Origin of the sequence: Bacillus sp. JJ1566 (assembly GCF_036962685.1) — a bacterium.
Lineage (GTDB): Bacteria > Bacillota > Bacilli > Bacillales > Bacillaceae_L > Ferdinandcohnia.
Genome location: NZ_JBALOP010000007.1, coordinates 175,830 through 191,477 on the forward strand (window position 1 = coordinate 175,830; position 15,648 = coordinate 191,477).

At 37.3% G+C, this 15,648-nt stretch carries 15 protein-coding genes and 1 other annotated feature; of the genes, 14 read left to right on the forward strand and 1 reads right to left on the reverse strand.

What is annotated here, in order from left to right; genetic code table 11:
* Positions 1-567: 567 nt before the first annotated feature.
* Complete coding sequence (locus V7112_RS04965) at positions 568-1,023, reverse strand: nuclease-related domain-containing protein (RefSeq protein WP_335416298.1); 456 nt, start codon at positions 1,021-1,023, stop codon at positions 568-570.
* Between the two features lie 125 nt (positions 1,024-1,148).
* Here V7112_RS04965 and V7112_RS04970 point away from each other — a divergent pair, with 125 nt between their 5' ends.
* The 14 genes from V7112_RS04970 (at position 1,149) to V7112_RS05035 (ending at position 15,624) form a co-directional block, all read left to right on the forward strand.
* Positions 1,149-2,219, forward strand: coding sequence for an AI-2E family transporter (locus V7112_RS04970; protein ID WP_335416301.1), 1,071 nt, complete (start codon positions 1,149-1,151; stop codon positions 2,217-2,219).
* 61 nt (positions 2,220-2,280) lie between these two features.
* Positions 2,281-2,498, forward strand: a binding site (T-box leader).
* 52 nt (positions 2,499-2,550) lie between these two features.
* Entirely contained in the window at positions 2,551-5,184 is a 2,634-nt protein-coding gene (alaS, locus tag V7112_RS04975) for an alanine--tRNA ligase (RefSeq protein ID WP_335416305.1), read from the forward strand.
* 146 nt (positions 5,185-5,330) lie between these two features.
* Positions 5,331-5,597 (forward strand): IreB family regulatory phosphoprotein, encoded by a 267-nt coding sequence (locus V7112_RS04980; protein ID WP_010678229.1) that lies wholly within the window; start codon positions 5,331-5,333, stop codon positions 5,595-5,597.
* Between the two features lie 5 nt (positions 5,598-5,602).
* Positions 5,603-6,019: a Holliday junction resolvase RuvX gene (ruvX, locus tag V7112_RS04985; protein WP_335416307.1), complete on the forward strand. Its 417-nt coding sequence runs from the start codon at positions 5,603-5,605 to the stop codon at positions 6,017-6,019.
* Positions 6,020-6,033: 14 nt separating this feature from the next.
* Complete coding sequence (locus V7112_RS04990) at positions 6,034-6,321, forward strand: DUF1292 domain-containing protein (protein ID WP_335416309.1); 288 nt, start codon at positions 6,034-6,036, stop codon at positions 6,319-6,321.
* Between the two features lie 182 nt (positions 6,322-6,503).
* Entirely contained in the window at positions 6,504-7,640 is a 1,137-nt protein-coding gene (mltG, locus tag V7112_RS04995; protein WP_335416311.1) for an endolytic transglycosylase MltG, read from the forward strand.
* A gap of 249 nt (positions 7,641-7,889) precedes the next feature.
* Positions 7,890-8,540, forward strand: a complete 651-nt coding sequence (locus V7112_RS05000; RefSeq protein ID WP_335416313.1) for an O-methyltransferase — start codon at positions 7,890-7,892, stop codon at positions 8,538-8,540.
* A complete protein-coding gene (locus V7112_RS05005) occupies positions 8,537-9,466 on the forward strand; it encodes a peptidase U32 family protein (protein WP_335416315.1) in 930 nt (309 codons plus the stop codon). The genes V7112_RS05000 and V7112_RS05005 overlap by 4 nt, the downstream gene beginning before the upstream one ends.
* Positions 9,467-9,489: 23 nt before the next feature.
* Entirely contained in the window at positions 9,490-10,767 is a 1,278-nt protein-coding gene (locus V7112_RS05010; RefSeq protein ID WP_335416316.1) for a peptidase U32 family protein, read from the forward strand.
* 1 nt (position 10,768) lies between these two features.
* Positions 10,769-11,404: a uridine kinase gene (gene udk / locus V7112_RS05015; RefSeq protein WP_335416318.1), complete on the forward strand. Its 636-nt coding sequence runs from the start codon at positions 10,769-10,771 to the stop codon at positions 11,402-11,404.
* A 157-nt stretch (positions 11,405-11,561) separates the two neighbouring features.
* Positions 11,562-12,038: a transcription elongation factor GreA gene (gene greA, locus V7112_RS05020; protein WP_335416398.1), complete on the forward strand. Its 477-nt coding sequence runs from the start codon at positions 11,562-11,564 to the stop codon at positions 12,036-12,038.
* A gap of 174 nt (positions 12,039-12,212) precedes the next feature.
* Positions 12,213-13,988 carry a peptidoglycan D,D-transpeptidase FtsI family protein gene (locus V7112_RS05025; protein ID WP_335416319.1) on the forward strand — a complete coding sequence of 592 codons (1,776 nt, stop codon included), beginning with the start codon at positions 12,213-12,215 and terminating at the stop codon, positions 13,986-13,988.
* Positions 13,989-14,076: 88 nt separating this feature from the next.
* The gene (locus tag V7112_RS05030; RefSeq protein ID WP_335416320.1) at positions 14,077-14,826 is read left to right on the forward strand and encodes a YrrS family protein; all 750 of its coding nucleotides are present in this window, start codon (positions 14,077-14,079) and stop codon (positions 14,824-14,826) included.
* Between the two features lie 153 nt (positions 14,827-14,979).
* Positions 14,980-15,624 (forward strand): class I SAM-dependent methyltransferase, encoded by a 645-nt coding sequence (locus V7112_RS05035; protein ID WP_335416321.1) that lies wholly within the window; start codon positions 14,980-14,982, stop codon positions 15,622-15,624.
* The last annotated feature ends 24 nt before the right edge of the window (positions 15,625-15,648 follow it).

The following is a 15,648-nucleotide window of genomic DNA, read 5'->3' on the forward strand; positions in this document are numbered from 1 at the left end:
AAATGACAAAAAGAGTAACTCAAGCAATCAAATCGTAGCCGTATACCAAAGAAATACATATAAACAGTAACTTCAAAATTCTTAAAAACTCAGCCTTTCACTTTATCCTCTTTCGGGTAAACGTAATACGAACCCTTCCCCATTTTAACGAGATTAAAGTGTTTTAGTAGAGTGTTTCTTATTCTTTTTTGTGATATCACCCCACACCACTCCATAACTCCGTTCGCCGTAATCTTCTTATCAGGAAAAAGTAAACTAAACTCCCTAACACTTCGTAATACCGCAGATTCTTTATGTTCCAACTCCCCGCAACTTGGACAAATAAGATAATTTTGATTGGAAACTTCCATAAACTTACACCCGCGTCGACATACAACTCCCTTCTCCAACTCATCATAGGTATAAGCAGGCAACCGCGAATATGGGTTTTCCGTAATATGTAAGGAAGCCAATTTTTCTGCTAATCGGACATGATCACTAGAAACCTCAGAAACAGCAACCGTACCTAAATTACTTAAAAAGCGACTAAGTTGCGCATGAAATACAAATGGAGCCTTAACTGGTGCTTCATATAGATAAAAACACTGGGTTTATGAATACAACGTGAGATTCAACTGCAATATTAAATCTCAATTCTTGGAGAAGTTGCCGAAATAATGATTCACTGCGGGTTATTTGGTTGAGTGGGTTTTTGATTTCTTTTCCAGAAATTAAGTGTAAGCGGTCATTTTTGAAGATATGGTCACCTTCGTTATTTTTAACTTCAAAGATGTTGATTTTCTTACGTGTAATGAGTAGGGAGTCAATTTGAAACAAGGTGTTGTTCACTTTGAGGAGAAGGTTGTTTAAAATGAGGCATTCATTTGGAAGACCTATTAGCAATTGATCAAATTGTTTTTCACCGTGCCAGCCTTTTTCAAGGTAATTAAAATTGTTTTCGTCTTCTACTTCTAGTTTCCTACGGATCCGTAAAAAGCCAATTAGCTCTAATTCCAGGTTTTCACCGCGTGATTTAATTATCAAACTACCACATCCTTTCAGCATTATTTTACAAAATAATCCGTATTTTTACAATGTTTACATCAGCGCTTATCCTCCGTATAAAACCCCTAAGATTCCAAAAACTACTAACGAGGGAGTGAAAACAGATGAACGAAAATAGGGTCAAGTGGATTTTTAGATTATCTTTATCTTTATTAGCGTTTTTGACAATTTATATTTTTTTAAAATTGGCTCCAATCTGGCTCCCAATTGTATCACTCTTAAAAACATTTTTAATTCCATTTATCATTTCTGTTTTTATTACATACTTGCTTCATCCAATAATTGAAAAACTCAGCCATCAGGGGGTTCCGAAGACACTTGCGATATTACTTATCTATTTCCTATTTTTCGGTGGAATTGGAATTGCTATTTACAAAGGCATACCAATGATTCTTGCGCAGCTTAGGGATCTTGCTGAGAGCTTTCCCGAATTTAGCAAAACCTATAGAGTTTGGTTACAAGAAATCGAAACGGGAACATCCAAGTTACCTGCATTTGTTCACGGACAGCTTGATGAATTACTTAATTCAGCTGAAAGCTATTTAGATTACTTACTATCACGGACTATCTATTTTTTGAAAGGACTGCTCAATTCAATCTTTATTATTGCGATCATTCCATTCATCGTTTTTTATATGTTAAAGGATCATGACCAAATGATAAAAGCGCTTTGGTACATGACTCCAAGAAAACTAAGAAAAGCAGGCCAGCTTTTTTTTCGAGATGTTGATGAGTCATTGGGTAATTATATAAGGGGACAGCTCATTGTTTGTTTGCTTGTCGGTACGACAGCGGCGGTGGCATTCTGGATATCAGGAATGAAGTATCCCTTGTTATTTGGAAGTATTGTTGGAGTAACAAACATTATTCCCTATTTCGGACCGATTATTGGCGCAATTCCAGCTGCTATTATTGCCGCCACAATCTCGGTAAAAATGTTAATCATTGTCGTGATTGTAGTTTTCGGACTTCAATTTATTGAAGGAAATCTCCTTTCACCCATAATCGTAGGAAAAAGTTTGCGGCTTCATCCTATCGTAATCATTGCAGCCCTTTTATTAGGAGGAGAAATTGGTGGGGTTGTGGGGCTCATTATTGCTGTACCCGTCGTAGCGATTTTAAAGGTATTTATCGTTCATGCGAAGCAGCATTTTACTGTTATTCGAAAGGAATAACACCATTATTGACAAACATTTTTGACTTGAATATAATTGACAAGAAATGAAGTATTTACAAATGAAAACTATGAAGGAACCAGTATGTTACAGTACCATCAAACCAGAGAGGGATTTCCATGGCTGAGAGGAATCCGTAGATGAAGGGTAACAGAAAGCTACTCCTGAGTGTAGGAAACCCTACCGGTGAATACCGTTATCAATATACGAAGGTGATGGACGTAGTCTTTTTTATGTCCATAATCAGGGTGGTACCGCGAGCATACTCTCGTCCCTGTTTTTAGGGATTAGAGTATTTTTTTATGTCTAAAATGATAGTGGAGGTTAAGATATGAAACAGTTAACATCAGCTCAAGTACGTCAAATGTTTTTAGATTTTTTTAAATCAAAAGGGCATGCTGTGGAGCCCAGTGCTTCTTTAGTACCACATGAAGACCCATCCTTACTGTGGATTAATAGTGGTGTTGCTACATTAAAAAAATACTTTGATGGACGTGTAATACCTGGGAATCCGCGTATCTGTAATGCACAGAAATCGATTCGAACAAATGATATTGAAAATGTAGGTAAAACAGCAAGACACCACACTTTCTTTGAAATGCTCGGTAATTTCTCGATTGGTGATTACTTTAAAGAAGAAGCAATTGAGTGGGCATGGGAATTCTTAACAAGTAAGGAATGGATAGGATTCGACTCAGAGAAGCTTTCTGTAACGATTCATCCAGAGGATGATGAGGCCCATGAGATTTGGAATAAAAAAATTGGAATTCCTGAAGAGCGGATCATTCGTCTAGAAGGAAACTTCTGGGATATTGGTGAAGGACCAAGTGGTCCGAATACTGAAATTTTCTTCGATCGTGGTGAAGAGTTTGGTAATGACCCGAATGATCCAGAACTATTTCCAGGTGGAGAAAATGAACGTTATTTAGAAATCTGGAACCTTGTGTTCTCGCAATTTAACCATAACCCAGATGGTACATATACCCCGCTACCTAAGAAAAATATTGATACGGGTATGGGTCTTGAAAGAATGTGCTCCGTTATTCAAAATGTGCCGACAAACTTTGATACAGACCTGTTCATGCCAATTATCGAAGCAACTGAGTCTATTTCTGGTGAAAAATATGGACAAGAAAAATCAAAGGATGAAGCGTTTAAGGTTATTGCTGACCACATCCGTACCGTTACATTTGCAGTGGGAGACGGAGCACTTCCATCAAATGAAGGTAGAGGCTATGTCCTCCGAAGATTATTAAGACGCGCTGTACGTTACGCAAAACAAATTTCGATTAATCGTCCATTTATGTTTGAACTTGTTCCTGTAGTAGGCGAAATCATGGTTGATTTCTATCCAGAAGTGAAAGAAAAAACGGAATTTATCCAAAAAGTAGTGAAAACAGAAGAGGAACGCTTCCATGAAACACTACATGATGGATTAGCTATTTTATCAACCGTTATTAATAAGGAAAAAGCTAAAGGCAGCGATACCATATCCGGAGAAGATATTTTCCGTTTATATGACACGTACGGGTTTCCGGTAGAACTTACAGAGGAATATGCTGAAGAAGAAGGCATGAAGGTGGATCATGATGGATTCGAACGTGAAATGGAAAATCAACGTGAAAGAGCTAGATCTGCCCGTCAAGATGTGGATTCCATGCAAGTCCAAAGCGGTGTTCTTGGTGAAATAAAAGTAGAAAGTACTTTTGTTGGATATGATGAACTTGAGGCGCAATCAACAGTTCTTGTCATCGTAAAAGATGGAGAAATCGTTGAGAAAGCAAATGAAGGTGAAGAAATTCAGCTTATTTTAGACAAAACACCTTTCTATGCTGAGAGCGGTGGACAAATCGCCGACGAGGGTACACTTGAAAATGCAAATACAAAACTTGTGGTAAAAGATGTCCAAAAAGCACCAAATGGTCAAAACCTTCACCGAGTTGTCATTGAAAACGGAAGTTTAGCTAGTGGTGAGCAACTTCATGCCAAGGTTAACCAAGAAAATCGCGGTGGGGTTATTAAAAACCATACTGCAACACATCTTTTGCATCAGGCATTAAAGGATGTTCTAGGAGTTCATGTAAACCAAGCGGGTTCACTCGTAACATCAAGTCGCTTGCGTTTTGACTTCTCCCATTTTGGACAAATCAAGCCTGAAGAGCTCGAGCAAATTGAATCAATTGTAAATGAAAAAATTTGGAGTAGCATCCCTGTTAATATTGATTACAAATCATTAACTGAAGCAAAAGCAATGGGAGCTATGGCCCTATTCGGCGAGAAATATGGTGACATTGTTCGTGTTGTTCAGGTTGGCGATTATAGTTTAGAACTTTGTGGTGGATGCCATGTACCGAATACGTCAACAATCGGGTTATTCAAGATTGTTTCAGAATCAGGTATTGGGGCAGGAACACGCAGAATTGAAGCTGTAACAGGTGAGAGTGCATACCATGCCATCAATGACCAAGTTAAAATACTACACGAGGCTGCTAATCTTTTAAAAACAAATCCAACTGAAGTTTCAAGCAGAATCGAAGCATTACAGCATGAAATTCGCAATTTACATCGTGAGAATGAATCACTATCAGCGAAATTGGGTAATATTGAAGCTGGTAGCCTTGTTGACAAAGCAAAAGAAATTAATGGTGCAACTGTTTTATATAGCAAGGTAAATGCCCAAGATATGAATAATCTTCGTGCAATGGTTGATGACTTAAAACAAAAGCTGGGCTCAGCGGTTATTGTTTTAGGTTCTGTAAATGAAGGTAAGGTTAACTTAACGGCAGGAGTCACGAAGGACTTGATTGACAAAGGGTTCCATGCTGGTAAATTAATCAAGGAAGTTGCAACCCGTTGTGGTGGTGGCGGTGGTGGTCGCCCAGATATGGCCCAAGCTGGTGGTAAAAATCCAGAACAACTTGAAACTGCCTTACAATTTGTAGAAGAATGGGTAAAAAGCATCTAAATTAAACAAATTTGTATCATCCTGGCTAAACGGATGATACAAATTGTCACTTCTTGTTTCTATTTAGTTGTGATTGGTGTACAATAAATGGTAGGATTTACATGCACGGATTCAAACATCAGAATCTAAAGAGTGAGGTGCAGAACTTGAGCTCATTTGATAAAACAATGAAATTCAACTTTCCAGAGGAACCAGTTGAAACAAATGTAAATGAAGTGTTATTCAATGTTTATGATGCTCTTCAAGAAAAAGGATATAATCCAATCAATCAAATTGTAGGATACTTATTATCAGGAGACCCTGCATATATTCCACGCCATAATGATGCTAGGAATATTATCCGAAAGCTTGAGCGAGATGAAATAATTGAGGAGTTAGTAAAATCTTATTTAAAGATCCATCGTGAGGGGTAAAACGAATGAGGGTTCTCGGTTTAGACGTCGGTTCTAAAACAGTCGGTGTCGCCGTCAGTGATGAAATGGGCTGGACTGCTCAAGGTATTGAAACAATCAAGATTAATGAAGAACGTCAGCAGTTTGGTTTGGAACGACTTGGTGAGATTATCAAGGAGTATGAGGTAGAATCTGTCGTAATCGGTTTACCAAAAAATATGAATGGAACAATTGGACCACGTGGCGAGGCCAGTCAGCATTTTGCTAATATGGTCGAGGAGAAATTCAGTCTGCCTATTATTTTATGGGACGAGCGTCTCTCAACAGTGGCAGCCGAACGAGTCCTAATATCCGCAGATGTAAGTCGAAAGAAACGAAAGCAAGTTATCGATAAAATGGCAGCAGTCATGATTCTCCAAGGGTATCTAGATAGTAAAAATTAATGAGGTGGATTTACATGGAACATGGTGAAAAGCAAATTACAGTAATTGATGAACAAGGAAATGAAATTCTTTGTGAAGTATTATTTACATTCGAGTCAGAAGAATTTGGAAAGTCTTATGTCCTTTATTATCCATTAAGTGATGACAATGAGGATGAAGAGGATATTGAAATCCATGCATCAAGCTTTAGCCCATCTGAAGATGGAGAAGATGGAGAACTTCAACCAATCGAAACAGAAGAAGAGTGGGATCTTGTTGAAGAAATGTTAAATACATTCCTTGATGAAGAAGGAGAAGACTAAAACAGCCACGTGCTGTTTTTTTCTTTTCTCCATAATATACCCACTAAATGCCTCGAAACTATCGTAAGAAATCAGATTATATAGAAAAATCTACAAATTCCCTAGTGAATTCTTCCTAAAATTGACGAATTAGATAAAAAAATGTAGTATAATAATTCGAGTGAGGGGAGGATTTACGATATATGTCAGATAACGAGTCAAAAAAGGAAGTTTATAAAAAGAATCTAAAAGAACGGCATAGTGAAGCCAAAATGATCCGTAAAATTGTATTTATTGTATTTATCATAATACTATTAGCTTTATCTGGAATAATCGGCGGAGGCTATTTATATATAAAATCAGCACTTGAGCCAGTAAACCCTACAAATAAAGAATCAATCGAGGTTACGATTCCAATTGGTTCATCACCAACAGCAATTGCCCGGATTCTTGAGAAAAATGATGTTATTAAAAATGCAAAGGTATTTCGTTACTACACGAAATTTAAGAATGAATCAGGTTTTCAGGCTGGAGAATATACATTTAATCAATCTATGAACTTTGATGAAATCATAGAAAGTTTGAAATCTGGAATTCTCATGGGTGAACCTGCTTTTAAACTTGTGATTCCTGAAGGAAAACAACTTGAGGAAATTGCAACGATTATTGCTGAACAAACAGGCTATACCCAAGAGGAAATCATAAAAAAAATGGATGACACTGCTTATGTTAATGATTTAATCAGCAGATATCCAAGCATTTTAACAGAAGAAATATTAAATAAGGATATAAAACATCCACTTGAGGGCTACCTATTCCCTGCTACCTATCCGTTTTATGAGAAAAAACCTTCAATTGAATCTATAGTTGAAACGATGCTGGAGCAAACAGAGAAAGTTCTAGTTAAATACGTTGGGCTAATAGAAGGGAATAAATATATCGATTCAACTCATAAACTATTAACCATGGCTTCGTTAATAGAGGAAGAAGCGACAGCGCAAACAGACCGAGAGACAATATCTAGTGTGTTTTATAATCGTTTAAATATTGATATGCCACTTCAAACAGACCCGACAGTTCTTTATGCATTAGGGAAGCATAAGGATCGCGTACTTTACGAACATCTTGAAGTGAACTCACCGTATAACACATATAAAATTACAGGTTTAACACCTGGACCGATTGCAAATAGCGGTGAATCATCTTTATCAGCCGCACTAAATCCTGCTGAAACAGATTATTTATACTTCCTAGCAGCTCCAACAGGAGAAGTATATTATTCGAGGACATTGGAAGAACATAATGCATTGAAAGCACAATATATAACGAATCAAGAGTAGTAACTTTATTCAGCAATAACTGAATAAAGTTACAGCCTCCTGCGGATGCCACAGACTTTTTAGAGGAAGTTTTCCAGCTTGCTCAAAACAAATCTTTCCGCAAATACGCAAAGGCGTAATTGATTTAAGGGAACCCAATATGGCGTTCCCTTTTCCTTTATGGTAAAATAAATCGAGCAAAATTATCATACAAAAATAAATGACTGTAATCTTACCCAATACCACCATATTGAAATGGAGGTTTTTTTCTTGTTATCAAGTAAAATAACCAATTATTTAGAAGGATTACTTCCAAAAAGAAACGAAATCGTTGAAGAAATTGAACGTTATGCAAAAGAAAACAATGTACCAATTATGGAACTTGTTGGCATTGAAACGATGCTTCAAATACTACGGATATCTCAGCCGAAGCAAATTCTTGAAATCGGAACGGCAATTGGCTATTCTGCGATACGTATGGCGCAGGCACTTCCTGGAACAAAAATTGTAACACTTGAGCGGGACGAAGAACGATATGAAAAAGCCCTCGAAAACATTGAACGGACTGGGACAATCCCACAAATCGAAGTGATTTTTGGCGATGCACTTGAAGCTGCGGATGAAGTGAAAAAACACGGTGAGTTTGACTGCATTTTTATTGATGCTGCAAAAGGCAAATATCGACATTTTTTTGACATCTATGAAAAATGCCTTTCAAGGGATGGCTTAATTGTGACTGATAATGTACTATTTAAAGGGCTTGTGGCGGAGGAAGAAATCGAGAATAAAAGAATCCGAAATCTCGTTACAAAAATAAAATCGTATAACGAGTGGCTTCTCGCACATCCAGATTACCAAACAACCATCTTACCAGTAGGGGATGGGGTTGCATTAAGTAAAAGAAGAGGTGTTAAGGAATGAAGAAACCAGAGCTTCTGGTCACGCCTACATGTGTAGAAGATATTGAACCATTGATTAATGCTGGGGCAACAGCATTTATTATAGGTGAACAACGATACGGGTTGCGTCTTGCTGGAGAATTTAATCGTGAAGATATTGTTCAAGCGGTTGGAATTGCCCATGCTCAAGATGCAAAAATATATGTTGCAATCAATGCGATTTTCCATAATGAAAAAGTAGATGAGTTAGCAGATTATATTGTATTTTTACGGGATAGCAATGTGGACGCAATTGTGTTCGGAGACCCCGCAGTTTTGATGACTGTTCGTGAGGTTGCACCAGAAATGAAGCTCCACTGGAATACAGAAACGACTGCAACGAATTGGTACACATGTAATTACTGGGGAAGAAAAGGTGCAAAGCGTGCAGTCCTTGCTCGTGAATTAAATATGGATGCAATTGTTGAAATCAAAGAAAATGCAGAGGTTGAAATTGAGGTTCAAGTACATGGCATGATGTGCATGTTCCAATCAAAGCGTTCATTAGTTGGAAACTACTTCGAGTACCAAGGTAATGTGCTGGAAATCGAAAATCGTAAAAAAGATAAAGATATGTTCTTATTTGATAAAGAGCGGGACAACAAATATCCGATTTTTGAAGATGAAAATGGCACTCATATCATGAGTCCAAATGATGTTTGTATTATCGATGAGTTGGAAGAAATGATCGATGCTGGTGTTGATAGCTTTAAAATCGAAGGAATTTTAAAGCCTACCGAATATTTACTTGAGGCAACGAAAATTTATCGAAAAGCCATCGACTTATGTGTGGAAAATCGTGATGAATATGAGGATGTCAAGGGTGACCTATTAGAGCAGCTTGAAGAACTTCAACCAATCAATCGACCACTAGACACAGGTTTCTACTTTAAGGAAACGGTCTACTGATTAAACAAAGAGGAGGAATATGCATGTCTACAGCAGTTGTAAGAGAGCCTGTTTCAAAAATAGTAGACGGCAAGCGTGTGATCATCAAAAAGCCAGAATTGCTTGCACCTGCAGGTAACTTGGAAAAATTAAAAATTGCTGTTCATTATGGTGCAGATGCCGTTTTTATCGGTGGCCAAGAATATGGACTTCGGTCTAATGCTGATAATTTTACACTAGAAGAAATTGCTGAAGGTGTGGAATTTGCAAACAAATACGGTGCCAAAATCTATGTAACAACAAACATATTTGCCCATAATGAAAATATGGATGGACTAGATGAGTACTTAATGGGGCTTGAAAAAGCCGGAGTCTCAGGTATCATCGTAGCAGATCCACTTATAATTGAAACATGTAAACGAGTAGCTCCAAAAATGGAAGTACACCTAAGCACACAACAATCCCTATCCAACTGGAAGGCAGTACAGTTTTGGAAGGAAGAAGGGTTAGAACGTGTCGTTCTAGCGCGTGAAACAAGTGCTGAAGAAATTAAAAAAATGAAGGAAAAGGTTGACATCGAAATCGAAACATTTGTTCATGGTGCGATGTGTATTGCTTATTCCGGTCGTTGTACATTAAGTAATCATATGACAGCTCGAGATTCCAATCGTGGCGGATGCTGCCAATCATGTAGATGGGACTATGATTTATTTAAACTGGGTAAAGATGAAAATGAAATAGCCCTATTCGGTGAAAATGACTCACCATTTGCGATGAGCCCAAAAGACTTAAAGCTCATTGAATCGATTCCACGCATGATTGAATTAGGAATTGACAGTTTGAAAATTGAAGGACGAATGAAATCTATTCACTATATTGCAACAGTCGTTAGTGTATATCGAAAGGTAATCGATGCATACAGTGCAGATCCGGACAATTTTGTCATTAATGAAGAGTGGCTTAAAGAGCTTGATAAATGTGCGAATCGTGATACTGCGCCTGCTTTTTTTGAAGGGGTTCCTGGTGTCGATGAGCAAATGTATGGCACACATAGCAAAAAAACAACTTATGATTTTGCAGGTCTAGTGTTAGACTATGATAAGAAGTTAGGAATTGTAACACTGCAACAACGTAATTACTTTAAAAAAGGAGACCAGGTTGAATTTTTTGGTCCAGAAATTGAGAACTTTACACAAACAGTTGAAGCGATATGGGATGAGGACGGAAACGAAATCGAGGCTGCAAAACATCCATTGCAAATCGTTTCGTTTAAAGTGGACAAGCCTGTTTATCCAAACAACATGATGCGAAAGGGGAAGTAAGATGAGCAAGAAGCCAATTGTCATTGGCATTGCTGGAGGCTCGGGATCAGGTAAAACAAGTGTATCAAAAGCCATATATGAACATTTTAAGGGTCACTCAATCTTAATGATCGAGCAGGATTCTTATTATAAAGATCAAAGCCATATGCCTTTTGAAGAAAGATTAAATACAAATTATGACCATCCTTTAGCTTTTGATAATGACTTACTCATTGAGCATATTAAAAATCTTCTTGACTACAAAGGTATAAGTAAGCCAGTTTATGACTATAAATTTCATACAAGGTCCTCTGAAGTGATTCACGTTGAACCAAAGGATGTTATTATTTTAGAGGGAATTCTCGTTCTTGAGGATGAACGACTACGCGATTTAATGGACATTAAGCTGTTTGTTGACACAGATGCAGATATCCGAATCATCCGAAGAATGCTACGTGACATTAAAGACCGTGGACGTACATTGGATTCTGTTACCCTACAATATGAAACGGTGGTTCGTCCAATGCATAATCAATTCTGTGAACCAACGAAGCGATATGCGGACATCATCATCCCTGAAGGTGGACAAAATCACGTTGCAATTGACTTAATGGTAACAAAAATTCAAACAATTCTTGAACAAAACGTCATTTTGTAATAACATAACAGAGAAAAAGGTGTTATGATAGTACAAATAATAAGGAAAGGAATGGTAGAAATTCCCTATCATTCCTTTCCTTACATACAAAACAAGAAAAGTACTACATATTGAAAGCAATCACAGGGGGATTGTAACGACTACAAGGAGTGAAGGGATTATGGTAGAGAAAGTATTTCCAATGACAGTAGAGGGAAAGCAAAAATTAGAGCAGGAGTTAGAACATTTAAAGACCGTTAAGCGCAAAGAAGTTGTAGAACGTATTAAAATTGCAAGAAGCTTTGGAGACCTTTCTGAGAACTCAGAGTATGATTCAGCGAAGGATGAGCAAGCTTTTGTTGAAGGACGTATTACAACTATTGAAAATATGATTCGTAATGCAAAAATTATTGAAGAGGATGCTGACAGTGCCGGCAAGGTTTCTTTAGGAAAATCAGTAACGTTTATTGAGCATCCGGATGGTGAAGAAGAAACATATACAATTGTGGGAAGTGCTGAGGCAGACCCTTTTGAAGGAAAAATTTCAAATGACTCACCAATTGCAAAAAGCCTACTTGGAAAACATGTTGGGGACAAAGTGACTGTTCAAACTCCAGGTGGAGACCTGCTTGTTGAAATTACAAAAATTGACTAACTTTATTCAAAAGACAGAATAAAGTTAGAACCTCCGGCGGATGCCACAGATTTTCAAAGGTAACTTTTCGAGCTTGCTCGAAAAAATCTGGGCGCAAATACGCCAAGGCGAATTTGATTTATATGTATAAATATTGTGACACCTCGTCGAAACTGTAGACGAGGTGTTTTTTCTATGGTAATCAAAAAGCGTGCAATTATTATCCTAGTCGTCATCCTCTTAACTTTAGTAGGATTAGTCTGCAGACTTATGCAATTACAGCTTGTTACTACAGAATCATTTACGAATCGAGATATTAATTTAATTGAAGCGAGTGTCTCGCAGCGAACGCAAGAACTGGTTATTGATCAAGGACGTGGTCGATTTATCGATCGAAATAAAAAGGCATTAACCCATGAATATTATCCAACACTCGTATTGTTTCCTTTTTTAAAAAACATTGAGTGGCCAGCTGAGGATGTAGCTGAAATCGTAAATATTTCCGCAACAACTTTAAAAAATGAAATTCAAGATGCCAAGAAGCCTGTAATTGTTGGTGGAGACAGACCCATAGAATTAACCGAGACGCAGATGAATAAAATCAACAATCTCCAAATTCCAGGTGTATTTGCTGTCCATCGTCAATATAAGCTAGATAGTGATATTGCTGAACATTTAATTGGCTTAATACGTGAAAATAAAGAATTATTCCAGAAGCGTTATCCTGAGAAAACCTATTTACCGCAGAATACGAAACTCGGAATCACTGGTTTGCAATCTACCTTTGATGAATTCCTATTGCCGGAAGGAGAGGCGAAGCTCTTATATCATGTGGCAGGGGATGGTGGACCTTTATTTGGCATTGATGTAAAGTACACAGCACCAGCAAATCCTTATTACCCAGTTGCTATTCAGACAACATTGGATAAAGATTTACAGCTTATGGCAGAAAAAATTCTTGATAAAAATGATTTGAAAAAGGGTGGAATTGTTCTTCTTGATGTAGAATCCAATGACTTACTTGCAATGGTTAGTAAACCGGATATAAATTCATCGAATCCATTTGAAGATGGAACTGCCCAAAACCAAATGATTATGCCGCAATTTCCTGGTTCTGTTTTTAAAACGGTAATAGCTGCAGCTGCGATTGAACATCAGCAAATTTCTAACGATAGAATGTTCAATTGTGACCAAAATTTGTATGGAGAAGGGCAAGCTGAATATCCGCATGGGATGCTTAATTTCCATAATAGCTTTGCAAAAAGCTGTAATTACACTTTTGCTAGCCTGGCGCAGGAATTATTACAAAAGGATCAAGATGTAATTGAAAAATATTCCGAAATGCTTGGCTTACTTGGTCCAGTTGGCTGGAATGGTGATGTATTTCGTTTTCAGGATTTCAAGCAAATTCCAAATGAAAAAAATGGTCAAATTTGGACAGATGAAAAGGATAAACATGTTTCAAAAGCCATTGCGCAAACAGCGATTGGTCAAAAGGATGTTAGGGTAACTCCATTAGGTATAGCGAATATGATGTCAACCATTGCTCGTGGCGGTTCAAAAAAAGAAGTTCGAACTGTTAGTGATGTGTTATATAAAAACGGTACAACCTTATTTTCTTTTTCAAAACAGGATATGGAAGGACCCAAAATTGCTCCATATACAGCAAGTAGGCTCCAGGAATTGCTTCGAGGAGTTGTTACATCTGGAACTGGACAACGATTTGCCGATCTCCCTTATAATGTGGCCGGTAAATCTGGAACAGCTGAAACCGGAAAAAAACAAGGTGAGACCGGACTTGTCAATACTTGGTTTGCGGGATATTTTCCGTTTGAAAATCCGAAATATGCACTTGTAGTGGTCAATTTGGAGCAACCAGGCTCTCAGTCTGTAACGAATACAGTTTTTCATGAAATCGTTCAAGGAATACATCAAATGGAACAGGAAAAAGGTACCAAAACAAGCGACTGATAAAGAAATGTCTTCAACCTTTCGGTCACACATGCTAGAATAAGAAGATAGTTGATTGAGTATTAGTCGTTTTAGGAGGTACTGTAAAATGGGGTATGATTTAGACAAATTGTATGAAGGTCCTCGATCCGAAAGAAGAGCGAAACGAAAAAAGGTAAATCGAATTTTAAATATTTTAATTGTCCTTGTAGTTGTTTTGATTATCTTTTTTGGTGGTAAGCTTATTTTTGGAGATAAAAATGTAGATGAGTCTGTGTCTTCAAATCAAACGAACCAACCAGCAGACAATGAGGGAAAAGCTGCACCAGATGATTCACAGGACAAAGAGAAAGATAAGAATGAAACTTCAGATAAACAAAAAAAGGAAGAAACAAAACAGGAACCCATTGAGGAAGATGAGGATGAGCAAAAAGCTCCAGAATCTGATGAATCTGCTGTTGTTACAGAGGGTGACCCAGAATCAAATATTATAAAAACAATAGTCAATCCAGCATGGAAGCCAATAGGTACGGCTCAAGGAGAACCTCACAGTATAGATTATACGGAAGATTCAGTTGATCGAAATGAAATGGAGATGGCCGCAAGTTATGCAACTGGTTTTGATCGGTCAGATATGGTTGTCTGGTGGCTAGGAAGAAATGGCGGAAATTCCATTACTGCAACTGTTTCTTCAAAAACAACAAAACAAGTTTTAAAAGTATATCTAGATTGGGTTCCAAATGAAGGCTGGAAACCAACACAGGTTGAAGAATTAAAAGAAAATGATAGTGAAACCTATAAAAACTATAAGAATACAGAAACTGAGAACAAATCAGATGAAAATGAGGATAATGATTAAATTAGGCGCAGGATATCCTGCGTTTTTTTTGTTTCTATTTTTAGATGATGATTGAAAATAGAAAATGAATATGTTAAATTTAGAACAGTTCATTTTTAAATTCATAGTATACTTATAGGANNGAATAATATATAATGGTGGAGAGTGAAGAAAATGGGGCGAGAGTTTTTAGAGGTTTTTGAAGGTTGGGCAAACACTTATGACCAGACAGTAACAGGTCATGATGTTGAATACCAGGAAGTGTTTTCGCGATATGACGATATTCTAAATGACGTCGTACAAAAATCTGGTCCCGCGGTTTTGGAATTTGGAGTAGGGACTGGTAATCTCACTCAAAAGCTATTGGATGAAAATAAGAAAGTGTATGGTATTGAACCCTCAAAACCAATGCGGGAAATTGCATTAGAAAAGCTTCAAAACTATTCTCTAACAATAGAAGATGGTGACTTTATCATTTTTAATAAACCAGCTGATAAAATCGACACAATCGTTAGTACGTATGCCTTCCACCACTTAAATGATAGCGAGAAAAATCAAGCTTTTTCCCAATATAGCAACATTCTACCTAAAGGTGGTAAAATAGTGTTTGCGGATACAATGTTCGAAAATAAACAAGAATATACAAGGACGATTCAGTCCGCAACAAAAAAAGGCTTCCTTAATCTAGCAAAGGATTTAGAAACAGAATACTACACAACCATTCCTGTCTTGCAAGAAATTGCAAAACAAAATGGATTTACAGTTGAATTCACACGTTTTAATCATTTTGTATGGGTGATGGAGGCGACGAAACAGTAAAATTGAGTGTTCAAAAAGGAGGAT

Bases quoted from the DNA above. Each gene is read 5' to 3' on its own strand.
- V7112_RS04970 (WP_335416301.1), top strand. From the start codon at position 1,149: ATGAACGAAAATAGGGTCAAGTGGATTTTTAGATTATCTTTATCTTTA.
- alaS (WP_335416305.1), top strand. From the start codon at position 2,551: ATGAAACAGTTAACATCAGCTCAAGTACGTCAAATGTTTTTAGATTTT.
- ruvX (WP_335416307.1), top strand. From the start codon at position 5,603: ATGAGGGTTCTCGGTTTAGACGTCGGTTCTAAAACAGTCGGTGTCGCC.
- V7112_RS04990 (WP_335416309.1), top strand. From the start codon at position 6,034: ATGGAACATGGTGAAAAGCAAATTACAGTAATTGATGAACAAGGAAAT.
- mltG (WP_335416311.1), top strand. From the start codon at position 6,504: ATGTCAGATAACGAGTCAAAAAAGGAAGTTTATAAAAAGAATCTAAAA.
- V7112_RS05005 (WP_335416315.1), top strand. From the start codon at position 8,537: ATGAAGAAACCAGAGCTTCTGGTCACGCCTACATGTGTAGAAGATATT.
- V7112_RS05010 (WP_335416316.1), top strand. From the start codon at position 9,490: ATGTCTACAGCAGTTGTAAGAGAGCCTGTTTCAAAAATAGTAGACGGC.
- udk (WP_335416318.1), top strand. From the start codon at position 10,769: ATGAGCAAGAAGCCAATTGTCATTGGCATTGCTGGAGGCTCGGGATCA.
- V7112_RS05025 (WP_335416319.1), top strand. From the start codon at position 12,213: ATGGTAATCAAAAAGCGTGCAATTATTATCCTAGTCGTCATCCTCTTA.
- V7112_RS05030 (WP_335416320.1), top strand. From the start codon at position 14,077: ATGGGGTATGATTTAGACAAATTGTATGAAGGTCCTCGATCCGAAAGA.
- V7112_RS05035 (WP_335416321.1), top strand. From the start codon at position 14,980: ATGGGGCGAGAGTTTTTAGAGGTTTTTGAAGGTTGGGCAAACACTTAT.